We start from the raw sequence: 19,798 nt of genomic DNA, 5'->3' as shown, positions 1-19,798 counted from the left end.
GAATAGTGTTAGCGCAGGCACAATTAGAGAAATTGTTTTAGAGAAAGTGACTAACAATGTGATATTTACCGAAAAACAGAATGTAAGAGTTTACAAATGAGAGTAATATTGGCAGCAAAAATAAGTCTAAAATAAAGCTCAATTAGTTGCTTATGCTGTCTATTCGTCGATGTACCACTGGTTTTACTCTGGTGGAGCTGGTTGTAACCATAATCATCCTGTCGGTGATTGGTGTGGTTGCGTATGCAAAATTTCCTTCATTTTCTGGTTTTACGATTCCTGGTTATTGCGCCTCGACGAAATCAGCGCTTCGTCGCGTACAAACTCAGGCGATGAATGATGTCGCCACAACGTCAGCTTACCAAGTTGTCGTGAACTCAACGAACGTGCAATGGCGGAATAGCAGCTTAAATCTCGACAATAGTAATAACTGCACGGGTTCAAAATGTAGCCAACTTGTGCGGCTAAGCGAAGAAGACATCAATCGAGGCATTCGTTTCTCACCAAACCAATTTTATTTTGACTCTATGGGGCGCTACGTCAGTGCGGCCACTCAAAGCAATCAAACCGTCACGATTACCATCTCTGCACCGCAACAAAGTCCGCAGCAAGTCACGCTGTATCAAGAGGGTTATATTGATGGTTGCAACTAGAGTTCATGGTTTCTCTCTTATCGAAAATGTTATTGCCATTACGCTAGCGGGTTTTCTGATGTTGGCATTTTCATCTTTACTCGCGCCTACCTCGGTTCAAACAGCGGATGCACTTACTCAGCAGCGCGCGTCACAAGTGGCAACTTGGCTGCTGCAAGAGATGTATTCGCGTGAGTTTGATGAAGCTAATATCGGAAATCTTGAGCGCTGTGGCAGCGAGGATATACCTTGTTCCACTGATCTCGGTTTCGACAAGGATGAGCTTATTCGTGATGACTTTGATGACTATGACACATCAGGTGATGTCAAATCCATTGCTGATTTTGGCTTAGATATGAGCGCGCCTTTTCGGGATTTTCTTGTGACTATTACGGTGCGCTACGTTGATGATCAATTTCAAGTGTTGCCAACAGGAAGTAAACAGACGACGCCTACGAAGCAAGTGACACTATCTATCCAACAGGGAGCAAGTGGGCAGCCACTTACTTTCAATGCCTTTCGGAGTAATTACTAATGCGAGCGAAAGGTTTTACGTTGATTGAGATGGTGGTCAGTATGATCATCATTGGTATTGTTTCACTGGGTCTGATTAATTTTGGTGTGATCAGTTCATCGATATTTGTTGAAAACAAATATCGGCTACATGCCTTAGAAGAAGCTCGATTTGTATTAGCTCGATTTGGTCGTGAGTTAGCCAACACGGTACCCATGAGTACACGAGTGCTTGATGAAGGGCGCTGTTTGGAATACATACCATTACAGTATGTCGGCGAGTTTGCCCCAGAACAGCTGGAACTTGATATCAACAATGATGACACTGTTTTCCCTATGGCTCATCCAGTGGGAGAGCAGTTTAGCCAGTGTTTTACTGACCCCGCGCAGCCTTGTTTAGTCAGTGTTTACCCTAGAGCATCTGCCGACCTCTATTTGGGCGCTGATAATGCAAAACAAATCTATACCTTAAAGTCAGTGAGCACTCAGTCAATAACTGTGGAGGAGACGTTAACGCGTTTGCCTTTAACTCCGTCTAACCGCTTGTTTATTTATCTTCCTTTTGCGCATCAGTTTTGCGTTGAGAACCAACAAATTCGCTACTACCCAAGCTACTCCCTCAATGAGCAAGGGCTGGGCATGGCAAATAGCCAGCCTTCGGTGAAATTTGCTCAAGGCGTAAATGAAACACAGAACGTATTTTCTCTTGGGTTTAACGGCACTTATTCAAGCACCGCAAACATAAAATTTTCACTCAATGTTAACCGAGGCAAAGAAGCCGTGGAGTTTATGCAGAATGCGCAAATTCTCAATAGCCAATAAGGCGCAACAGGGCAGTGCTTTGGTTGTGATCATGTTTGTCATGATCATCGGCACTTTCTTTGCCGCACAGCTTATCAATATGAACCAACAAAGTGCGCAAGCGAACACTTATGAAGTGCTTAGCACCCGTGCTTATTGGGCATCCCGTTCATTGGTAGAGCGCTTGGTGTATGAGTTGGTGCCTGTTGAGGGCGCACGAATCGCATCGTGTTTGCCATCCTATCAGTTAGATGCCTTTCCTAGTTGCCGTATTGAGGCAACATGTACTCCCAATGGTGAGGCAACCATTGTGACATCGATAGCAACCTGTTCAGAACAAGCCTACCGGGTAAGCCGTAAATTTGAAGTAGAGGTGAGACCATGAGAAACCAATGGATTGTATTCGTTTTAGCGCTACTTGTTTCCAGCTATGTACAAGCGGATCCATCGAAGTTTTGGGTGGGTGGCTATGTTTTTGAAGATTATAACTACGGTGGTGAGTCTCGAGATTTTTATCCAGGGGCTTCTGGAATGTCGACGATGAGCCTGAATGACATCGATGTTGTGCTCACCAATATTTATTATCCTTATCAAAGCTACTCGGGTAAAACTAAGCATGATGGTCAGTTTTGGATTAAAAAAGTACCGAATGGTACTTATCGTTTAACGTTACCTAATGCCCGCCCAATTGGTAATGACTTAGATGGTCAACTCTATTCTGAGCGGGGCGACTGCTATGACTGTTTGCCAGTACAAGTTTGGCCATATGTCAGTGAGAACTATCAACGTACTGTCGAGGTCCGAGGACAAACGGTTTATGACGCAAATATAGGTTTTAGCTATAGCGTTGTAAGCAATCATCATGATCGAGGCGTTGGTACATTACGCCAATTCCTAATCAATACCCGATATTTAATAAAAGGGCGTAAACATAGCTATCTAACCAAAGAAAAACTTCGTCAATCTGGGCATCCATATGGTGTTGACAATGCTATTTTTGTTAACCAAATCAATGACATTGTTCTGCAATCTAAGCTGCAAATTATTGATACTGAAGATACTTATGTTGATGCAACGGTAAGGCTAGGAGGGGAACGACCACTTACCATGCGAAATGGTCGAACCAATCCACTTGAAGGTGATTATGGTTTAGAAATCATTGGCAGTGAAGACATACGCATTTCAGGGACTAATTGGGACTACTTTGATGATGCCATTTATATAAATGGCAGTGATGAAATAGAGTTGATTGAGAATAGCTTTAATCACACGAAAGATTCTGGCGTAAAAATTGTGGACGGCGAAGACAATATCATTGCCCGCAATATTTTTAATGATACGGTTAACAATGAAACATCGCCGCATGAAGAAGCGGCGCTGTTTATATATAGTGGCTCAGGCAATACCATTGAAGGAAATGCGTTCTATTATACCGGTACAGGTGGTGAAGTGGTGGGTAAACCGTTCCCCGTTGCATCTGCTGTTCGCGTGTATTACGGAGCTGAACAACGGATTAGTCAAAACACATTTTTGGATACCAGCGGTCTAGCCATTGATTTGCGTATGTACCATATGATTGGTCATCACTCGCCAAATGATGGGCAATATAACTGGGGGGGTGCTGTCAGTAACCACGGTATTGATTATCCAATCTTACAAAATGTTTCTACTGATGGCAGCGCAACTGGTCGAGTCAGCTTGTTTAACATTGACCATTTTACAAAAAATTGTAATGGAAGCTACGAAGACTTCAGAATTGAACTTTACAAGGCTGACGGTCAAGCGAGTAACAATACGCTCGAGGGCACCGCTTTTCTTGGCACTTGTAGTTTAGATAATAAAGGTAATATCAATAGCTGTAATTTAGATACCTCCCGTTTCAACGATGGCGATTCAATCACCTCCATTGCGATTGATAAATGCGGTAATACCTCAGAAATGGGGCAGACGGTCATCGCGGGCGGTGATGGTCCATATGACTACGGTGATGCGCCAAACGAAGACCTACTTACTGGTTGGGATGATGCTCGATACGAAGTGAGCAAACATGATGACGGTGCGAGACATATTGTGACACCGGGCGTGTGTTTGTTACCGATGGCAGCAAGCTATTGTGCACCTCATATTACTGAAGAGATTGATGCGGTACCTTCGCGTTATGCAACAAGCGATGCCGGTGATGATGGCGTTGTCATTAACCCAAACCATTCAGAGCTTCCACCTTTTGATGATGAGTCAAACTCACCCTCAATGAGAGTTCTGGTCACCGGCTATTTTGACCAAAACGGTGTTGAACAACCAGTCGCTAACCAGATTTCGGTGAGAGCATCACAAGCGGGTTATGTTTCAATTTGGCTAGATAAAAACCAAGACGGTAGCTGGCAAGGTTTTCAGCGAAATCAGCAGTTTGTTTCGGAAAAAATTGTTGATCGTTTAGCGATCCATAAAGGTGACAACCTAATTGGTGATATCAATCTGTCCGCTTATGACGTTCATGGCGAAAGCTTTTTGAGAGTCCGTTACTCAACAGACAAAAACGCTATTTCGACGCCGACAGGTATGGCACCTGATGGTGAAGTGGAAGATTACCAAGTCTGGATTGCAGCCCCTTCTTTAGAGGTGGCAGGTTGTGAAGCGGGTTTACAAAATGGCTCATTTGAACGTTTTTATCAAGAGCATGACCACAATGGTTGGGATACGCCAGAAAGCTCTGTCGCAGGTTGGTCTATTCAACAATTAGATCCTAAGGCATACCCGCAAGACTACCGTCCACCTCAGCCGCGCCGCAACCATATAGAGTTTAATCGCTATGATTATTACGTAGCTGCACCATCTTCTGATGGCAGTACTAACGTGGCTGAAATGAATGTTTATAACCCGACAATGATGTATCAAGACATTGTCACAAAACCGGGCGATAAGATTCGTTGGTCATTTGACTACTCAAACCGTACTTACCCAAATCGCCGCGATAACGATCAAATATCCTTATTATTTGGTAGCCCAAATAGTGAATTGACTGAAAATCAAACCATAGATGGTCAAGACCGTTGGGTTAATCACACTGGTGTTTATACCGTTCCTCAAGGTCAGTACGTCACGCGTATTGCTTTTAGAGGCAACCTGCCTGATAGCAGCTCGTCAGGTAATATTATTGATAATGCCAAATTTGGTTGTGAATTAGGTTTAGATTACGGTGACTTACCGAGAGATTACCGTGATGAATTGTCGCTAGGGTACCGTGTTGTTCCCAACTTATATATTGGTGAAGAGGCTCCCGATGTTGAGCGATTCGCTCATAGTTCTGAATATGCCATTGGAGATAACCAAGCTGGCTTTAATGATGAACTGACCTTTGAATCTCCAATCATTATTAAAAGGCAAAACGCAGTAGAGATTAAAGACATCAAAGTCTTTAACAATACAGGGCGTAACGCTCACCTTCGTGCATGGATTGATTTTGATTCTGACAAGAAAATGAGTCCAAACGAAATGAAAGACGTGGTCGTTCTTTCACGTAGTCATATGCAGACCATTTCTGTTGCTTGGAGTGGCAATCATAAATGGGCGGATAACACACAAAGTACCTATTTACGCTTGGCTTTAGGATTTACCGACAAACAAGTCACATACGGTGAAATTGAAGACCATCTAGTCTATATCACTGATGGTGATTTAATGCCTCAACCTGGTCGATGTGATGGTTTTGTACAAGTAAAAGCCCCAGAAGCCGGCAACTACCAGTACGCGAGATGGGTGACAAATAAAGGCGAGTTGGACATTGAAAATATCAATCCATCACTAGCAACCGATGAAATCAAAGTGGTTGGTTTAAGCCAAGCGGATGGTTTGACTTACGGTGTCGGTGCTGACAACAACTACGCTTGCACCTCGGGTCGCTCAATGAGTTGCCAGCATCTATTTGTTGCAGACCAGCAGCAAGGCGCAGAGTTTAATTACTTAGCACCGATTAGAGCGGCGCATAACGGCATCGTCATTCGAGATAGGTATGGTAACAACTACACCTTTAATAAAAATGAAGTGCTTAACACCCAAAAACGACCTGACCATTGCTCGCGAGCACTATCACCGGGTGGCGATTGCTCGCGATCATTATCACGGGCCAACTCGGGTGATGTCAGTATCGATGGGCGCTATATGGTCATTGGGCGCGGTACTTGGCATACATTAGTCCGCATCGACTTAGCCACAGGGCTATTTGATACGATTCAGCTGAACAATATTCAAGGGAGTACACCTTGGAGTGCCGACTTTGCTTTCAACCCTAAAGATCCAACTGGGTCGTATGTGTATGCGTTGAAACAAGATCTTACTCAACTCTATCGCATTGCTATCAAAGACGTTTCTAGCTCAGAACCTGCGGGCAGTTTCCGCACGATAGATTTACAACTAAAGCTTAATTCAAGTGCGGATGGCAAAAAACCCGTCTGGCCCGTTCGTGATGCAGATAAAAAACTAGGTGCTGGAGGCGTAGCGATAAACAAAGGTGGGATCATGTTTGCCATGACGAATGGTGGTCGACATGACTTAGACCAGGATGGTGATCTCAGTAATTATGAGCGAAATCATCCAACCACAGCGCTCTACTCGATTGACCTTGAGAAGGAAGAAATTCGCTTTGAACTAAAAGGTGTCGACAAAAGTACGACCAGCAATGATGCTGGTGGGTGTTCAATCCATGCCGATTATGGCGATGTACCAGAATCGTTAGAAGGTGGAAATCCAGCTCGACACCTTGGCGGTTCAGAGTTTTTGAAGCTGGGCAATACGTGGTCTGCGGATATTGGTCCAGGACATGATCCAGAGGCTGCTTCGGATTTGTCTGATGATGGTGTGTTTATTCGTGATCGAGCCACTAATACCATTATTAATATTGCTGAAGAGCCGTTGATTCCTGGTCGCTCCTATTCAATACATCTTGATAAACGCGGGGGCGGTTATGCCTCCGTTTGGGTCAACTGGGGTAATGACAGTGAATGGTATAAGGTTAATGATTTAAGTAGTGGCATTAGTGTGCCATCAATACCTACAAATCATGGCAACCGAGGTTACCTGCGTGTTCGATACTCGAGTGCACAAGTGCAAAGCCCCTATGGCGAAGCCCATGATGGAGAGGTGGAAGACCACAGTTTTGAAATTGGCAACCCCGTCAAAGGTATTGAGGTGAAAGCACCGGGCTCGCCGTTAACCTGTGAAGTGGCACAATACAAGATCCTACTTGATGTCGACGGCGGTCAGCTATCGGAAGATGTTAACGTAGACGTCAGTTTTGATGTGCCTCCAACGGGTTGTTGGTTTAATGCGACGGCATTTGAAAGAGGCAATGCCAATTCACAAACGCGTTGCTCTACAGGCAAAACAATCTTGTTTAGCAAAGGAAGTAATTTAGAACGCACCATTTGGGTTGCTACCGATTCTGAGTTGCAAAACGTAACCCTCACAGCTAATGCGGTTGATGTGGGGTCTGATAGTGACTCTGCGTTGTTCAGTAAAGAAGGCTTCAAGATAGTGCTTTACCAAGCCCCTAATTACTATAAAGCGGGCGAGGAGTTTCAGATTCAGTTGGTCCGTAATGTAGCCTTAGAAGATCAAACTCAATGCAGTGTAGACCCTGACTACCAAGGCGATAAAACCTTTACTTTCCGCTATAACAAAGGATTAGAGAAAGTGTTGGGCAACCTTGCTCTTAAAGGTAAAGCATTGAATGCGAGTGGTGAAGACCGCACGGTTTCATTCTCCAATGGTGTGAGTGAAATTTTGCCAGCAAGCTACTCAGAGTCTGGAAAACTAAATATTGAGGCTGACTATTTGCCGACAGAAGGCAAATTAAAAACCAGTGAGTTTAGTGAAACGTTCACGCCTTATGCACTGGCAGTAAGGCAAAACTATAAGGCAGATGATGAGAGCGTGGTGAGCCAGTTTGGTTCTGCGCCTTTTGTTTCTGCTGGAACACCGTTTATGGTCGAAGTTGATGCCGTAAACAAAGCAGGCATCATTACACAGAACTTTGATGGGCAATTGTCGTCTGGCTCAACCGGCTATAGTGCCAGTATTGTCGTCCCTGCAAGTCAGTCAACAGTTACCCCCTTACTCAGTTCGCCAAGCGGTTTGAACCGACAATTCGTTAGCGGTGTATTGCTGAACAAATTTGAGTATGACAACGTTGGCTCAATCAAAACGCGTTGGGTCGTCGATAGTTATCGTGGTGAGAGTCAGTTAAAGAGTTTTCTTGATACCAGCAAAGTGACTGACTTAGCCAATCATGATGTGGTGGGCTATTTCTACCCTGATCACTATTCAATGACTCGCCGTTATCAAGTACCAATGAAACATGATAATGGTGAACCGTGGACTTATTTTGGCAAGCCTGATGTAGACGTGGCCTTTACCTTGCAAGCAAAAAGCGCAAACAACCGAGATTTGAGTTTTTATGATGCATCTAAATTGGCCAGTAACGAGCTACCTGCTCTAGCAGATCTCAGTTTTGATTATGGCGACTCTACTTTGCCCGCTTGTAACCAATCTCTATTGGTTGATGAACAGATGAAGTCGATCGAATTTGATGATACTTGGTCAAATGGACAGTGGCAGCTACCGGCACAACCATATCAGTTCTACCGTGACTCTGAGTGCAAGCAAGAACTGGCTGATATCCAACTTCAAGCCAGCGTAGAAGATAACATCGTAGGCGTATCAGTACCGGTTTACGAACAAGGTGACGTGACAGAAAACTTTGCTGGTACAGCAATCACATTGGGCGAGCCTATCGATGTGCGTTTTGGGCGCTTGGTGATCAAAAATGCCTCGGGTCCGATTAACCAATTGTTCCCTATGGCCATTCAAACTGAGTACTGGCATAACAATAAGTTTGCTATCAATGCTTGGGATGATGCAACTCAGATAGGACTTGGTAATGAAGCGGAGTTGCCAGAAGTCAGTGACATTGTGACGGAGCCTTCTGTTACGGGGCAAAGCTCGCCAGTGTTAATTGCCGATTCCATGAAAGTTGATGAACCTAAATTGGAGGCTGGAAAAACGAGCACAGTTATAGGAGCTGATGCACCGGGCAGCGTGTTAGTACCAATGCAGTTTAGTCAGGGTGTTGAAAAGTGGTTGGGTTACTGTTGGGAGATAGATAACGATCCAAGTACGAGCGCACCGAGCAAATGTGGTAGCCAAAGTAGCTTCTGGCAACCGCCCAAAGCGATAGCAACATTTGGTGTGTCAGGCGGTTCTAATAATGTGATTTACTTTATGGAACGCTATCAATAAGAAAAGCCCTTCGGGGCTTTTCTTATTTTTGGGTTTGCTAAGTTGGTGTGGGGTTTGAGCTTAGGGAGCAAATGCACGCAAAATGGTGCTGACGATCGTCGCCACTTTTTTCTCAAGCTCTTCTCCCTCAGGTTGAGGCAGTAAGTCGAGCACTTGCGGCCAAAAGAGCAAACCTTGGAAAATACTAATGTAGACGCTGGTGATAGTTTGCACATCTTCTGCGACAAGCATCTTGGCGTCGATGGCTTGCTCGAACCAGTTACTGACAGCGCGTGTGCGGTACAGCCGTTGCGTCATACTTTTTGCCAGCTCAGGTTGGCGGAAAAACTCCATCACAATGGTGCGCGAAAGTGCAATCCCATAGGTGCTATACATCACTTCAGCTTCGCGAAGTGTTACGGCTCTAAGTTGTTCTTCTAACGGTCGTTTGGCATCGAAAGGGTAGTGGGTAATTCGAATCGTACTTTCTTGTACCTCTGCGAGCACCGCTTCAAACAACAATTCCTTACTCTCAAAATGTCGATACAAGGTACGTTTGGAAACCTCGGCGGCTGTACAGATGTTATTCATATTAGCGGCAGAAAATCCATTCTCTATAAACTCTAATTTTGCCGCATTGATGATAGCTAGCTGCTTCTGTTCTGAGCGCGTCATGGGGTTCTCCTTGTTAATTCTGTGCATAGTTTAGCAATAGCGCTCCAAAAGGTAAACTTGAGAGTTTACTTTGTGCGAATCCTGAAATAGAATCCAAAACTACACTCATGAGTTTACTTTTTGGTTCTCTCAGAGATAGAGCCCATCAATGCTTTCCTAATTGGAGAATACTGTGAATAACGCGCATAAAATGTCTGCGAAAATTTCATTAAAAACACTGGCTATGGCGGTGAGTTTGTCTCTCACAGGTTTGATGTTGACCGGTTGTGGCGAAGAAGCCAAACCCGTTGTTGTCGCGCCTGTCGTTAAACCTGCGCTAACTGAGGTTGTAAGTGCCAGTCGAGGTGACAGCTTAAGCTTTAATGGTGTGGTGCGAGCGGCAGAGCGTGCTGATCTCTCGTTTCGTGTTGGTGGGCTATTAACAGAACTTCTAGTCAATGAAGGTGATCGCGTTCGCGCTGGTCAATTATTGGCACGCTTGGATTCTCGTGATGCGCAGACAGCGTTAGCTTCTGCCCAGTTGGAACTGCAAAACAGTGAAGTGGAGTACCAACGTGGCAAGGCGATTTATGAGAAGAGCAAAGCTATTTCGAAAAGCCAATTAGATGAAATAACAACCCGTTATAACTTGGCAAAAAACCGCCGCGATGAGGCTCAGCGCCAACTAGATTATACCGAAATTAAAGCCCCATTTGATGGCATTGTTGGTCGTCGATTTGTTGATAATTACGTACAAATTCAAGCCAATGCTCCTGTATTTGCTCTGCATGATCTCGAAGACTTGGAAGTGGTTATCTACATCCCAGACAGTGTCATGCTTTCATCGGTGGCGGGCACTAAAGCAAAAGCTGAAATAAGTGCCATCCCAGACCACCTATTTGATTTAACACTGAGAACCTATGCCACTCAAGCTGATCCAATTAGTCAAACTTATGCGGTTGTATTGGGATTCAAAGAGTTAAAAGGCTATCGCGTACTGCCGGGGATGACTGTCAAAGTGATTCCTGTTGATAACAGCAATGCGAAAGCGAACGTCAATATTACTTTACCGATCGTCGCGGTTGTACCAGATAACCAAGGCAAACAATATGTTTGGGTTGTCGGTACTGACAACAAAGTGAGTAAGCGCTACGTTGAAGTGGGCGCTTTGAGTCGTGACCGAGTGGTGATTAAAGACAACCTAAAAGTGGGTGAACAGGTTGTGATTGCCGGTATGTCGAGCTTACAGGAAGGAATGCAAATCCGCCCTATGAGCAATGGTAACAACGAGGCTCAATAATGAATATTGCTCGTTATACGATAGCTAAGCGCACTAGTGTTTGGGTTCTTATCGCGCTGATCTTGATCGGTGGTTACATCAGTTATCTGAAGCTGGGTCGTTTTGAAGATCCGGAGTTTGTTATTCGCCAGGCTGTTATCAATACCCCTTACTCCGGTGCGACAGCGCAAGAAGTGTCGGATGAGGTAACCGATGTCATTGAAGGTGCCGTGCAATCACTGCAAGAGCTTAAAGAAGTCAAATCAGTCTCTAAACAAGGAATGTCTGAGGTAACGGTTGAGATTAAGCTTGAGTTTGCGAAAAGTGGTGCCGAATTACAGCAAGTTTGGGACAAGTTACGCCGAAAAGTAGCGGATGCACAGCGGCAGCTACCACCGGGGGCGGGCGCATCAATAGTCAATGATGATTTCGCCGATGTATACGCTCTGTTCTTTGCCGTCACTGGCGAAGGGTACACAGATAAGCAACTGCAAGACTACGTTGATGGTTTACGTCGTGAATTGGTATTGGTACCGGGCGTGGCGAAAACAGCGACGTTAGCAGAGCGCCAAGAGACGATCTTTGTTGAGATCTCCAGTGAGCGCTTGGCAAGCTTTGGTGTTTCTGCTCAGCAAGTGTTCCAAGTGCTGCAAAAGCAAAACTTGGTGACTGTAGCTGGGGCAGTTCAAACCCATGATATGCGCATTCCGGTGATCCCAAGTTCCAGCATTAGCTCGTTTAAAGATTTACGAAACCTGCAAGTAGGCGTTGGTCAAGACAATACGGTGATGCGCCTTGGTGATATCGCCACAGTTACCCGTGGTTACCAAGAGCCTGCAAGTATGTTGATGCGTTACAACGGTCAGCGTGCTGTTGGATTTGGTATTTCCAATGTGACAGGGGGCAATGTTGTCGATATGGGCGATGCGGTTAAAGCGCGCCTTGCAGAGCTTGAGGGGCAACGTCCTTTAGGGGTGGATCTTAATATCATCTCAATGCAGTCTGATTCGGTACGGGCTTCAGTCGCCAACTTTATTGATAACCTAATAGCCGCAGTGGCAATTGTATTTATTGTTCTGCTGTTATTTATGGGTGTGCGTTCAGGCGTGATCATTGGTTTTGTATTGCTACTGACCGTAGCGGGTACCTTGTGCATCATGTTCATTGAAGATATTGCGATGCAACGTATCTCGCTGGGGGCGTTGATTATTGCGCTCGGTATGCTGGTGGATAACGCCATTGTGGTCACGGACGGCATTCTTGTTCGTTTGCAGCAAAACCCTGAGGAAGATAAAGAAAAGATTGTTTCAGATGTGGTTAACGCAACCAAATGGCCACTGCTTGGCGGTACCGTTGTGGGTATTTTTGCCTTTAGTGCCATTGGTTTATCACCTTCAGATATGGGCGAATATGCGGGCTCACTATTTTGGGTCATTCTTTACTCAATGTTCTTGAGTTGGGTATTCGCGGTTACCGTAACCCCAATGTTGTGTTTCGACTTCTTGAAAGTGAAGGCGATAGAAGGCGAGATAAAAGATGGTCGTATGATGGCGATGTACAAAGTGCTACTGGCATGGGTACTCAGACATCGTGTTGCTAGCTTGATGATGATATTGGCACTGATGGTGACGGCAATTTATGGCTTACGCTATGTGCCGCCGGGCTTCATGCCTGACTCACAACGTCCTCAGTTTGTCGTGGATGTATACTTGCCGCAGGGCTCGGATATCAGCCGCACTGAGCGCTATGTCGCTGCAATTGAAAAAGATGTTAGAGCCAAAGAAGGTATCACTAATATCACTAGCTTTATCGGTGGTGGTGGTCTGCGCTTTATGCTGACTTATGCGCCAGAAGCTCGTAATACTAGCTATGGTCAATTGCTGATTGATATCGAAGATTATAAAGATATCGCCCCGTTATTGGTTGAGTTGCAAACTGAGCTATCAGCGAAATACCCAGATGCGTCGATCAAAGTATGGAAGTTCATGCTAGGTCGTGGGGGCGGTAAGAAGATCGAAGCGGGCTTTAAAGGACCCGATAGTGATGTTCTTCGCCAATTGTCTGAGCAAGCGAAAGCGATTATGCACGCCGACAGTCATTTGATTGCGGTACAAGATGACTGGCGTCAACAAGTACCAGTACTTCGCCCTGTTTATTCGGCTGAAAAAGCACAGCGTTTGGGTTTAACCACGCAAGAGATTAACCAAGCAATCGCGCAAACACTGACAGGACGTAACGTGGGTGTTTACCGTGAAGGTGATGACTTGATCCCGATTGTGGTTCGTGCGCCTGAAAACGAGCGAGATCATCAGCGAGCAGTTGAAAACACTGAAGTTTATAGCGCGACAGTGGGTGGGTTTGTTCCCGTTAGCCAAGTGGTTGATTCGGTTGATGTCGTTTGGCAAGACGCCATCTTACGTCGAATCGACCGTATGCCAACGATTTTGGTTCAAGCAGACCCTGCCCCTGGCATTTTGACGGCGGATGCCTTTAAAGATGTACGCAGTAAGATTGAAGCGATTGAACTACCGCCAGGCTATAAGCTGACATGGTATGGGGAATTCAAAGCCTCGAAAGATGCCAATGAAGGTTTGGTAATTTCAGCGCCTTACGGCTTTGCGGCGATGATTTTGTCGGTGATCTTTATGTTCAACGCGGTTCGTCAGCCATTGGTTATTTGGTTAACAGCGCCATTAGCCGTCATTGGTGTGACGGTGGGATTAATCGTGTTCCAAACGCCATTTGAATTTATGGCTATTTTAGGCTTCCTCAGCTTGATTGGTATGATGGTGAAAAACGCCATCGTACTGGTGGATCAAGCCGATGTAGAGATAGCGCAAGGTAAACTGCCGTACTTTGCGATTATCGATGCGGCGACAAGCCGCGCGCGCCCAGTATTACTTGGCGCATTAACCACTATTTTAGGGGTTGCTCCACTTCTTATTGATCCGTTCTTTAAGAGTATGGCGGTGACAATTATGTTTGGTTTGTTGTTTGCAACCATTCTAACCCTTGTGGTTATTCCATTATTCTATGCTCTCTTTTTTAGAGTCAAAGTAGAGAACCAATAAGGTTGATAGAATAAGGAAAAGAAAAGCCACCGCATTTGCGGTGGCTTTTTCTATTGGCTGACGGTCTGGTATTGATGCGTGTTTACATGATGAGCTTGAATGCGCCTGAGACCCTTATAATTAGTGCTTTTCAACTAAGGTAATCGAACCGATATAACAGCTAGATAAGCATTCACCACAGCCGTTACAGTTGTCTGAAAGAGACGGCACACTATTAGGCGCTAGTGTTAATGCTTGGTTTGGGCAGTCATCCACACACTCTTGGCAGTTACCAAATAGGCGTGCATTACAACTTTGGTTTATGGTTGGTCGCCAACCCGTATCGGTGGTGTTGAGTGTGTTTAATGCTTGAGTTTGGCAAGCAGAAATACATTGCTGGCAGAAGGTGCAGTGATTCAGGCTCAAATCCATTATGGGACCATTACTGCCCATGCTTAATACACCTTGTGGGCATGCGTTAATGCAATCACCACATTGATTACATAAGCGTGAGAACAGAGCTTCTTCGACAGCACCAAGTGGTCTACCCGGATTCACATCACTTACTTTGGATTCTTCCATTGAGTGAGAGACTCCACGAGATACTGCACGAAAGAAGCCTCGGCGGCTGCTGTTCATCTCAGCGAGTTCAAGAACTAACTCAGTACTGTCAGGCTTCATTATTCGTTCTCTTGCCAGTAGTTACGGCGCTCAGCAACCGTCAGTTGATGTTCTTCGCAGTAAAACTCCAACCAGCCCAGCGTGAAAGCCGCCAATTGTTGGTAAAAGGGTTGAGTCGCATGACGTTGCATACCTTCTAGCATGTAAGGTGCGAAAGGCATTAGGTGCTCAGATAACAATTGGTTGACTGCGGTTTGATTGTCTTGTTCGAGCAGTACCGATACTAACATCAGCATTAAACCAATGTGGTCTTCAGGTTCACGCATGCCAGTATCACAAGCTAAACCATGCGCACGCGTAAACTCGCGATACTCCATAGTTGATGAGCCAAAAAGAGCATTCTCTTTATCTAAATACGTTGAGCCCCATGGTGGGCATGGCATATCACCACTGCCTTGGAGTAGGTTGAAGTAATCCGCTTCCAACTCGTCACTGTCGATACCATCGGTTAGTAGAGCAAGTCTTTTTAATAATTCGTCATCTTGTGACGCAAATGCACTGAGGATGGTTTTGCCATTTTCTGAGTTTGGTGAATAGAAGAAGAGACCGCCAAGTAGGCGAAATAGCGTAAATTCGTTATGCATTGTTTTAACTTAGTGGCGTTTTTAATGAGAATACCGAGTTCATCAAAGCAAAGAAATGCGCTTAATCAAAAAATAAATGCAATGACCATCATTTAATAATGCGAACGATTTCTATTAAATATTTCAAAAAGTGTTAACTAGTTCAAAAATATGATCTACATCTCATTTGTGAAATTGAATGGGTTATATTTCGAGTGGCACATGAAAATTGTTGATTAAGCGCAATATTAACCCTACTACTTAAGGGGTAAAAGAAGGACAGCAAAGACCAAAGAGTCTTTTCTCACAACCAATGAGAAGTTGTCCTATGAAAAACACACTGAAAGCATTAATGACCGGTGGACTGACGAGACGTGATTTTATCAAGTCTTCAAGCGCTGTCGGTGGTCTGGCTGCGACAGCCAGTGCAATCTCACTTCCTTTTAAATCTAGCCCTGTAGCCGCTGCTACCAACGAAGCACTAGAAGAAAAAGTGGTTTGGAGTGCGTGTACCGTTAACTGCGGTAGTCGTTGCCCGCTACGCATGCACGTTGTTGATGGTGAAATCAAATGGGTAGAAACAGATAACACGGGTGATGACGTTTATGGCAATCACCAAGTTCGTGCTTGTTTACGTGGTCGCTCTATGCGCCGCCGTGTTTACAACCCTGATCGCTTAAAATACCCGATGAAGCGTGTTGGTAAGCGTGGTGAAGGCAAGTTTAAGCGCATTACGTGGGAAGAGGCGTACGATGAAATCGCTAACAATATGAAGCGAATCATCAAAGATCATGGTAATGAGGCTATCTACCTAAACTACGGTACAGGTACGCTTGGCGGCACAGTGACTAAGTCATGGCCTCCTGCGGGCTCTTTGATTGCGCGCATGATGAACCTAAGCGGTGGTTACTTAAATCACTATGGTGATTACTCGACCGCTCAGATCACTGTGGGTCTTGATTATACATATGGTGGTGGCTGGGCTTACGGCAACTCATTCTCAGATCTAGAAAATACCAAGTTAATTGTTCAATTTGGTAACAACCCAGCTGAAACACGTATGTCTGGTGGTGGTTTGATTCACCATTTGATGGAATCTAAAGAGCGCTCTCAAGCGCGCATGATCATGATTGACCCGCGTTACACCGATACAGCCGGTGGTCGTGAAGATGAGTGGATCCCGATCCGTCCAGGTACTGATACGGCATTTATTTCTGCAATGGCTTACGTGATGATCAAAGAAGACTTGGTTGATCAGCCATTCCTAGATAAATACTGTGTTGGTTACGATGAGAAAACGTTGCCAGCGTCAGCGCCTGCAAAGAGTGACTACAAATCTTATATCCTTGGTCAAGGTCCTGACGGCATTGAAAAAACGCCTGAGTGGGCAGCTAAAATCACTGGTATTCCAATCGATACCATCATTAAGACCGCTCGTGAGATTGGTTCAACTAAACCTTGTGCGGTTCTTCAAGGTTGGGGTTTACAACGTACCGCAAACGGTGAGATTGCTTCTCGCGCTATCGCGATGCTTGCGTTGCTAACTGGTAACGTTGGTATTAATGGTGGTGGTACGGGTGCTCGTGAATCGGATTACAACATCCCATTTGTACGCTTCCCAACGCTATCAAACCCAGTTAAAGCGTCAATTCCAATGTTCTTATGGACGGATGCGATTGTACGCGGTACTGAAATGACAGCAACTCGCGATGGTATCCGTGGTGTTGAACAGCTGCGCGTGCCAATTAAAATGATTTGGAACTACGCGGGTAACTGTCTGATTAATCAACACTCAGACATCAACCAAACTCACGATATTTTGCAAGATGACAAAGCGTGTGAATTGATCGTTGTTATCGACAACCACATGACATCTTCTGCGAAATACGCCGATATCGTACTGCCAGACTTAACCACCTCTGAGCAAGCTGACTTCTGTATGGATACTAAAGCAGCGAATATGCCTTACTTTATCTTTGCTGATAAAGCGATTGAGCCTCAATTTGAAGCTAAAGGCATCTACGAGATCTGTTCAGAAATCTCGAGCCGTATGGGAGTGGGTGAGCAGTTTACTGAAGGGCGCGATCAAGAAGGTTGGTTACGTCATCTGTATGCATTAACTCGCGAGCAAGATCCAACCCTACCGGATTTTGAAACCATGCGTGAGCTGGGTATCTACAAGCGTCGCGATCCAAATGGTCACTTTGTGGCCTACAAAGATTTCCGTAACGACCCAGAGAAGAACCCACTTGGTACACCTTCTGGCAAGATTGAGATCTACTCTGAGCGCCTAGCAAACATCGCTGCGACCTGGGAACTGAAAGAAGACGAAGTGATTCATCCGCTGCCTATCCACGTGTCAACGTTTGATGGTTGGGATGATAAGAAGCGTGAAAGCTTCCCGCTACAGTTGACGGGTTTCCACTACAAAGCACGTTGTCACTCGACTTATGGCAACGTTGATATTATCAAAGAGGCGGCTCGCCAAGAGATGTGGATTAACCCAATTGATGCGCAATCTCGCGGTATCGAAAATGGTGATTTAATTCGTATCTTCAACGATCGTGGCGAAGTGCATATTCCAGCTAAAGTGACGCCACGTATTCTACCTGGAGTTGTCGCTCTCGGTGAGGGGGCATGGTATGCACCAGATAAGAACAAAGTGGACAAAGGTGGCTGTATTAACGTACTGACAACGCATCGTCCAAGCCCACTGGCTAAGGGTAACCCTCAGCATACAAACTTAGTGGAAGTTCAACTGGTGAAGAAGGCATAAGGTTAAACCATGAAACAATACGGCTTTTATATTGATTCAAGTAAGTGCACCGGTTGTAAAACTTGTCAGCTTTCTTGTAAAGACAACAAAGATCTCGATGTAGGCGTTAACTTCCGTCGTGTATATGAATACGCAGGTGGTAACTGGGTAGAAGACAACGGTACTTGGCGTCAAGACGTGTTCTCGTACTACGTATCGATGGCATGTAACCACTGTACTAATCCTGCGTGTACCAAAGTGTGTCCAAGTGGCGCAATGCATAAACGTGAAGATGGCTTCGTTGTGGTTGATACCGATAAATGCATTGGTTGTCAGTACTGCTCAATGGCTTGTCCTTATGGCGCACCACAATACAACGCAGCAAAAGGTCACATGACCAAGTGTGATGGTTGTTATGAGCGCGTAGCGGAAGGTCTACAGCCAATTTGTATCGAGTCATGCCCATTGCGTGCACTAGAATTTGGTCCAATTGACGAACTGCGTGCGAAGTACGGTGACAATGCTGAAGTGGCTCCATTGCCAAAAGCATCACTGACTCAACCTAATATCGTGATTAAACCAAACCGCCATGCTCGACCATGTGGTGATACCACTGGTTACTTGGCTAACCCGAAGGAGGTCTAATATGGCATGGCATGAATGGCCGCTCATCGTTTTTACGGTATTGGCTCAAACTTCAGTTGGTGCTTTTTTAGTGTTAGCAACAATGTTGCTGACAAAACAGCTATCGACAGGCGCTGAAGAGCGCCTTCATAAAGCAATGTTCGGTCTTTGGGCAGTAATGGGGCTAGGTTTCTTAGCATCTATTATGCACTTAGGTAGCCCATTGCGTGCAATGAATGCACTGAATATGGTCGGTAGCTCGTGGCTGTCTAACGAGATTGCTTCCGGTAGCGTATTTTTCGCTTTAGGTGGTCTGTTCTGGTTGCTATCAGTGCTAGATAAAGGCAGTGAAGCGATTCGCAAAGGTCTGATGATTGGTGCGATGGTCGTTGGTATTGTGTTTATGTACGCGATGGCAATGGTATACATGATTGATACCGTGCCTACTTGGTACACAAGCCTTACTCCAGCAGCATTCGTTGCCACTATGGTGGTTAGCGGAGCGGCATTAGCGCAATTGCTTCTAGCGGTGGCTAAGCACGATAGTGCTGGCACAGATAAAGCGCTACCAATCATTGGTCTCGTTGGTCTGTTTGCTGTTGCGATTATTGTTATGCAGCTTTCTACGCACCTTGGGGCGATTGAAACCAGCGTAACAAGCGCATTAGCCGTCGTCCCTGATTACACATCGCTACAAACGACGCGCTTAGTGCTGCTTTCTGCTGGTATTGCGCTGTGGCTGCTACCATTGGTGCGCCGAACTCAAATGACAGTTGCACCAATGCTGGTTGCTTTTGTACTGATTGTGGGATCTGAATTGATTGGTCGTGGCGTATTTTATGGTATGCACATTACCGCGGGTATGTAACCTCTCATAGCCCATAAGCAAGACCCATATAGGTAAATAAAAGCGTTAAATAGTTCCCTATAGGACAAAGCCCCAGACACGTAAAGTGCTGGGGCTTTTCTTTTTG

13 protein-coding genes are annotated in these 19,798 nt (G+C 45.3%); 10 read left to right on the top strand and 3 right to left on the bottom strand.

All coding sequences use genetic code 11. The features are described from left to right. The first annotated feature begins 152 nt into the window (after window positions 1–152). The 5 genes from H2O73_RS05365 to H2O73_RS05345 are packed head-to-tail and all read left to right on the top strand — an operon-like array spanning window position 153 to window position 9,239. The gene (locus H2O73_RS05365; protein WP_182107376.1) at window positions 153–653 is read left to right on the top strand and encodes a pilus assembly FimT family protein; all 501 of its coding nucleotides are present in this window, start codon (window positions 153–155) and stop codon (window positions 651–653) included. Further along, window positions 640–1,167 (top strand): type IV pilus modification PilV family protein, encoded by a 528-nt coding sequence (locus H2O73_RS05360; protein ID WP_182107374.1) that lies wholly within the window; start codon window positions 640–642, stop codon window positions 1,165–1,167. The genes H2O73_RS05365 and H2O73_RS05360 overlap by 14 nt, the downstream gene beginning before the upstream one ends. Further along, a complete protein-coding gene (locus tag H2O73_RS05355) occupies window positions 1,167–1,967 on the top strand; it encodes a PilW family protein (RefSeq protein ID WP_182107373.1) in 801 nt (266 codons plus the stop codon). Before H2O73_RS05360 ends, H2O73_RS05355 begins: the two co-directional genes overlap by 1 nt. Then, window positions 1,942–2,331 (top strand): MSHA biogenesis protein MshP, encoded by a 390-nt coding sequence (locus tag H2O73_RS05350; protein WP_182107371.1) that lies wholly within the window; start codon window positions 1,942–1,944, stop codon window positions 2,329–2,331. Before H2O73_RS05355 ends, H2O73_RS05350 begins: the two co-directional genes overlap by 26 nt. Next, a complete protein-coding gene (locus tag H2O73_RS05345; RefSeq protein WP_182107369.1) occupies window positions 2,328–9,239 on the top strand; it encodes a GEVED domain-containing protein in 6,912 nt (2,303 codons plus the stop codon). The genes H2O73_RS05350 and H2O73_RS05345 overlap by 4 nt, the downstream gene beginning before the upstream one ends. A 60-nt stretch (window positions 9,240–9,299) precedes the next feature. On the opposite strand, the gene H2O73_RS05340 is transcribed toward H2O73_RS05345, so the two are convergent. Further along, entirely contained in the window at window positions 9,300–9,893 is a 594-nt protein-coding gene (locus tag H2O73_RS05340; protein ID WP_182107367.1) for a TetR/AcrR family transcriptional regulator, read from the bottom strand. Window positions 9,894–10,083: 190 nt separating this feature from the next. Between H2O73_RS05340 and H2O73_RS05335 the strand changes: the two genes are divergently transcribed. Both H2O73_RS05335 and H2O73_RS05330 read left to right on the top strand, forming a co-directional pair. After that, the gene (locus H2O73_RS05335) at window positions 10,084–11,172 is read left to right on the top strand and encodes an efflux RND transporter periplasmic adaptor subunit (RefSeq protein WP_182107365.1); all 1,089 of its coding nucleotides are present in this window, start codon (window positions 10,084–10,086) and stop codon (window positions 11,170–11,172) included. Next, window positions 11,172–14,222: an efflux RND transporter permease subunit gene (locus H2O73_RS05330; RefSeq protein ID WP_182107363.1), complete on the top strand. Its 3,051-nt coding sequence runs from the start codon at window positions 11,172–11,174 to the stop codon at window positions 14,220–14,222. The genes H2O73_RS05335 and H2O73_RS05330 overlap by 1 nt, the downstream gene beginning before the upstream one ends. 120 nt (window positions 14,223–14,342) lie before the next feature. Here H2O73_RS05330 and H2O73_RS05325 read toward each other — a convergent pair whose 3' ends face one another. Then, window positions 14,343–14,882 (bottom strand): ferredoxin-type protein NapF, encoded by a 540-nt coding sequence (locus H2O73_RS05325; RefSeq protein ID WP_182107361.1) that lies wholly within the window; start codon window positions 14,880–14,882, stop codon window positions 14,343–14,345. Then, complete coding sequence (locus H2O73_RS05320; RefSeq protein WP_182107359.1) at window positions 14,882–15,466, bottom strand: molecular chaperone TorD family protein; 585 nt, start codon at window positions 15,464–15,466, stop codon at window positions 14,882–14,884. Before H2O73_RS05320 ends, H2O73_RS05325 begins: the two co-directional genes overlap by 1 nt. A gap of 307 nt (window positions 15,467–15,773) precedes the next feature. On the opposite strand from H2O73_RS05320, the gene H2O73_RS05315 reads away from it, so the two are divergent. Genes H2O73_RS05315 through H2O73_RS05305 form a run of 3 tightly spaced genes read left to right on the top strand, consistent with a single transcriptional unit; the run spans window position 15,774 to window position 19,692 of the window. Further along, window positions 15,774–18,221 (top strand): DmsA/YnfE/YnfF family dimethyl sulfoxide reductase, encoded by a 2,448-nt coding sequence (locus H2O73_RS05315; RefSeq protein ID WP_182107357.1) that lies wholly within the window; start codon window positions 15,774–15,776, stop codon window positions 18,219–18,221. 9 nt (window positions 18,222–18,230) lie between these two features. Beyond that, on the top strand, window positions 18,231–18,845 hold the full coding sequence (locus H2O73_RS05310) for a DMSO/selenate family reductase complex B subunit (protein ID WP_182107355.1): 615 nt from the start codon (window positions 18,231–18,233) through the stop codon (window positions 18,843–18,845). A 1-nt stretch (window position 18,846) separates the two neighbouring features. Next, window positions 18,847–19,692 carry a DmsC/YnfH family molybdoenzyme membrane anchor subunit gene (locus H2O73_RS05305; RefSeq protein ID WP_182107354.1) on the top strand — a complete coding sequence of 282 codons (846 nt, stop codon included), beginning with the start codon at window positions 18,847–18,849 and terminating at the stop codon, window positions 19,690–19,692. The last annotated feature ends 106 nt before the right edge of the window (window positions 19,693–19,798 follow it).

The sequence above is a fragment of the Vibrio marinisediminis genome, from assembly GCF_014050145.1.
GTDB classification, from domain to species: domain Bacteria; phylum Pseudomonadota; class Gammaproteobacteria; order Enterobacterales; family Vibrionaceae; genus Vibrio; species Vibrio marinisediminis.
The sequence above is the reverse complement of the archived record's forward strand: the minus strand, read 5'-3'. Positions and strand labels throughout refer to the sequence as shown.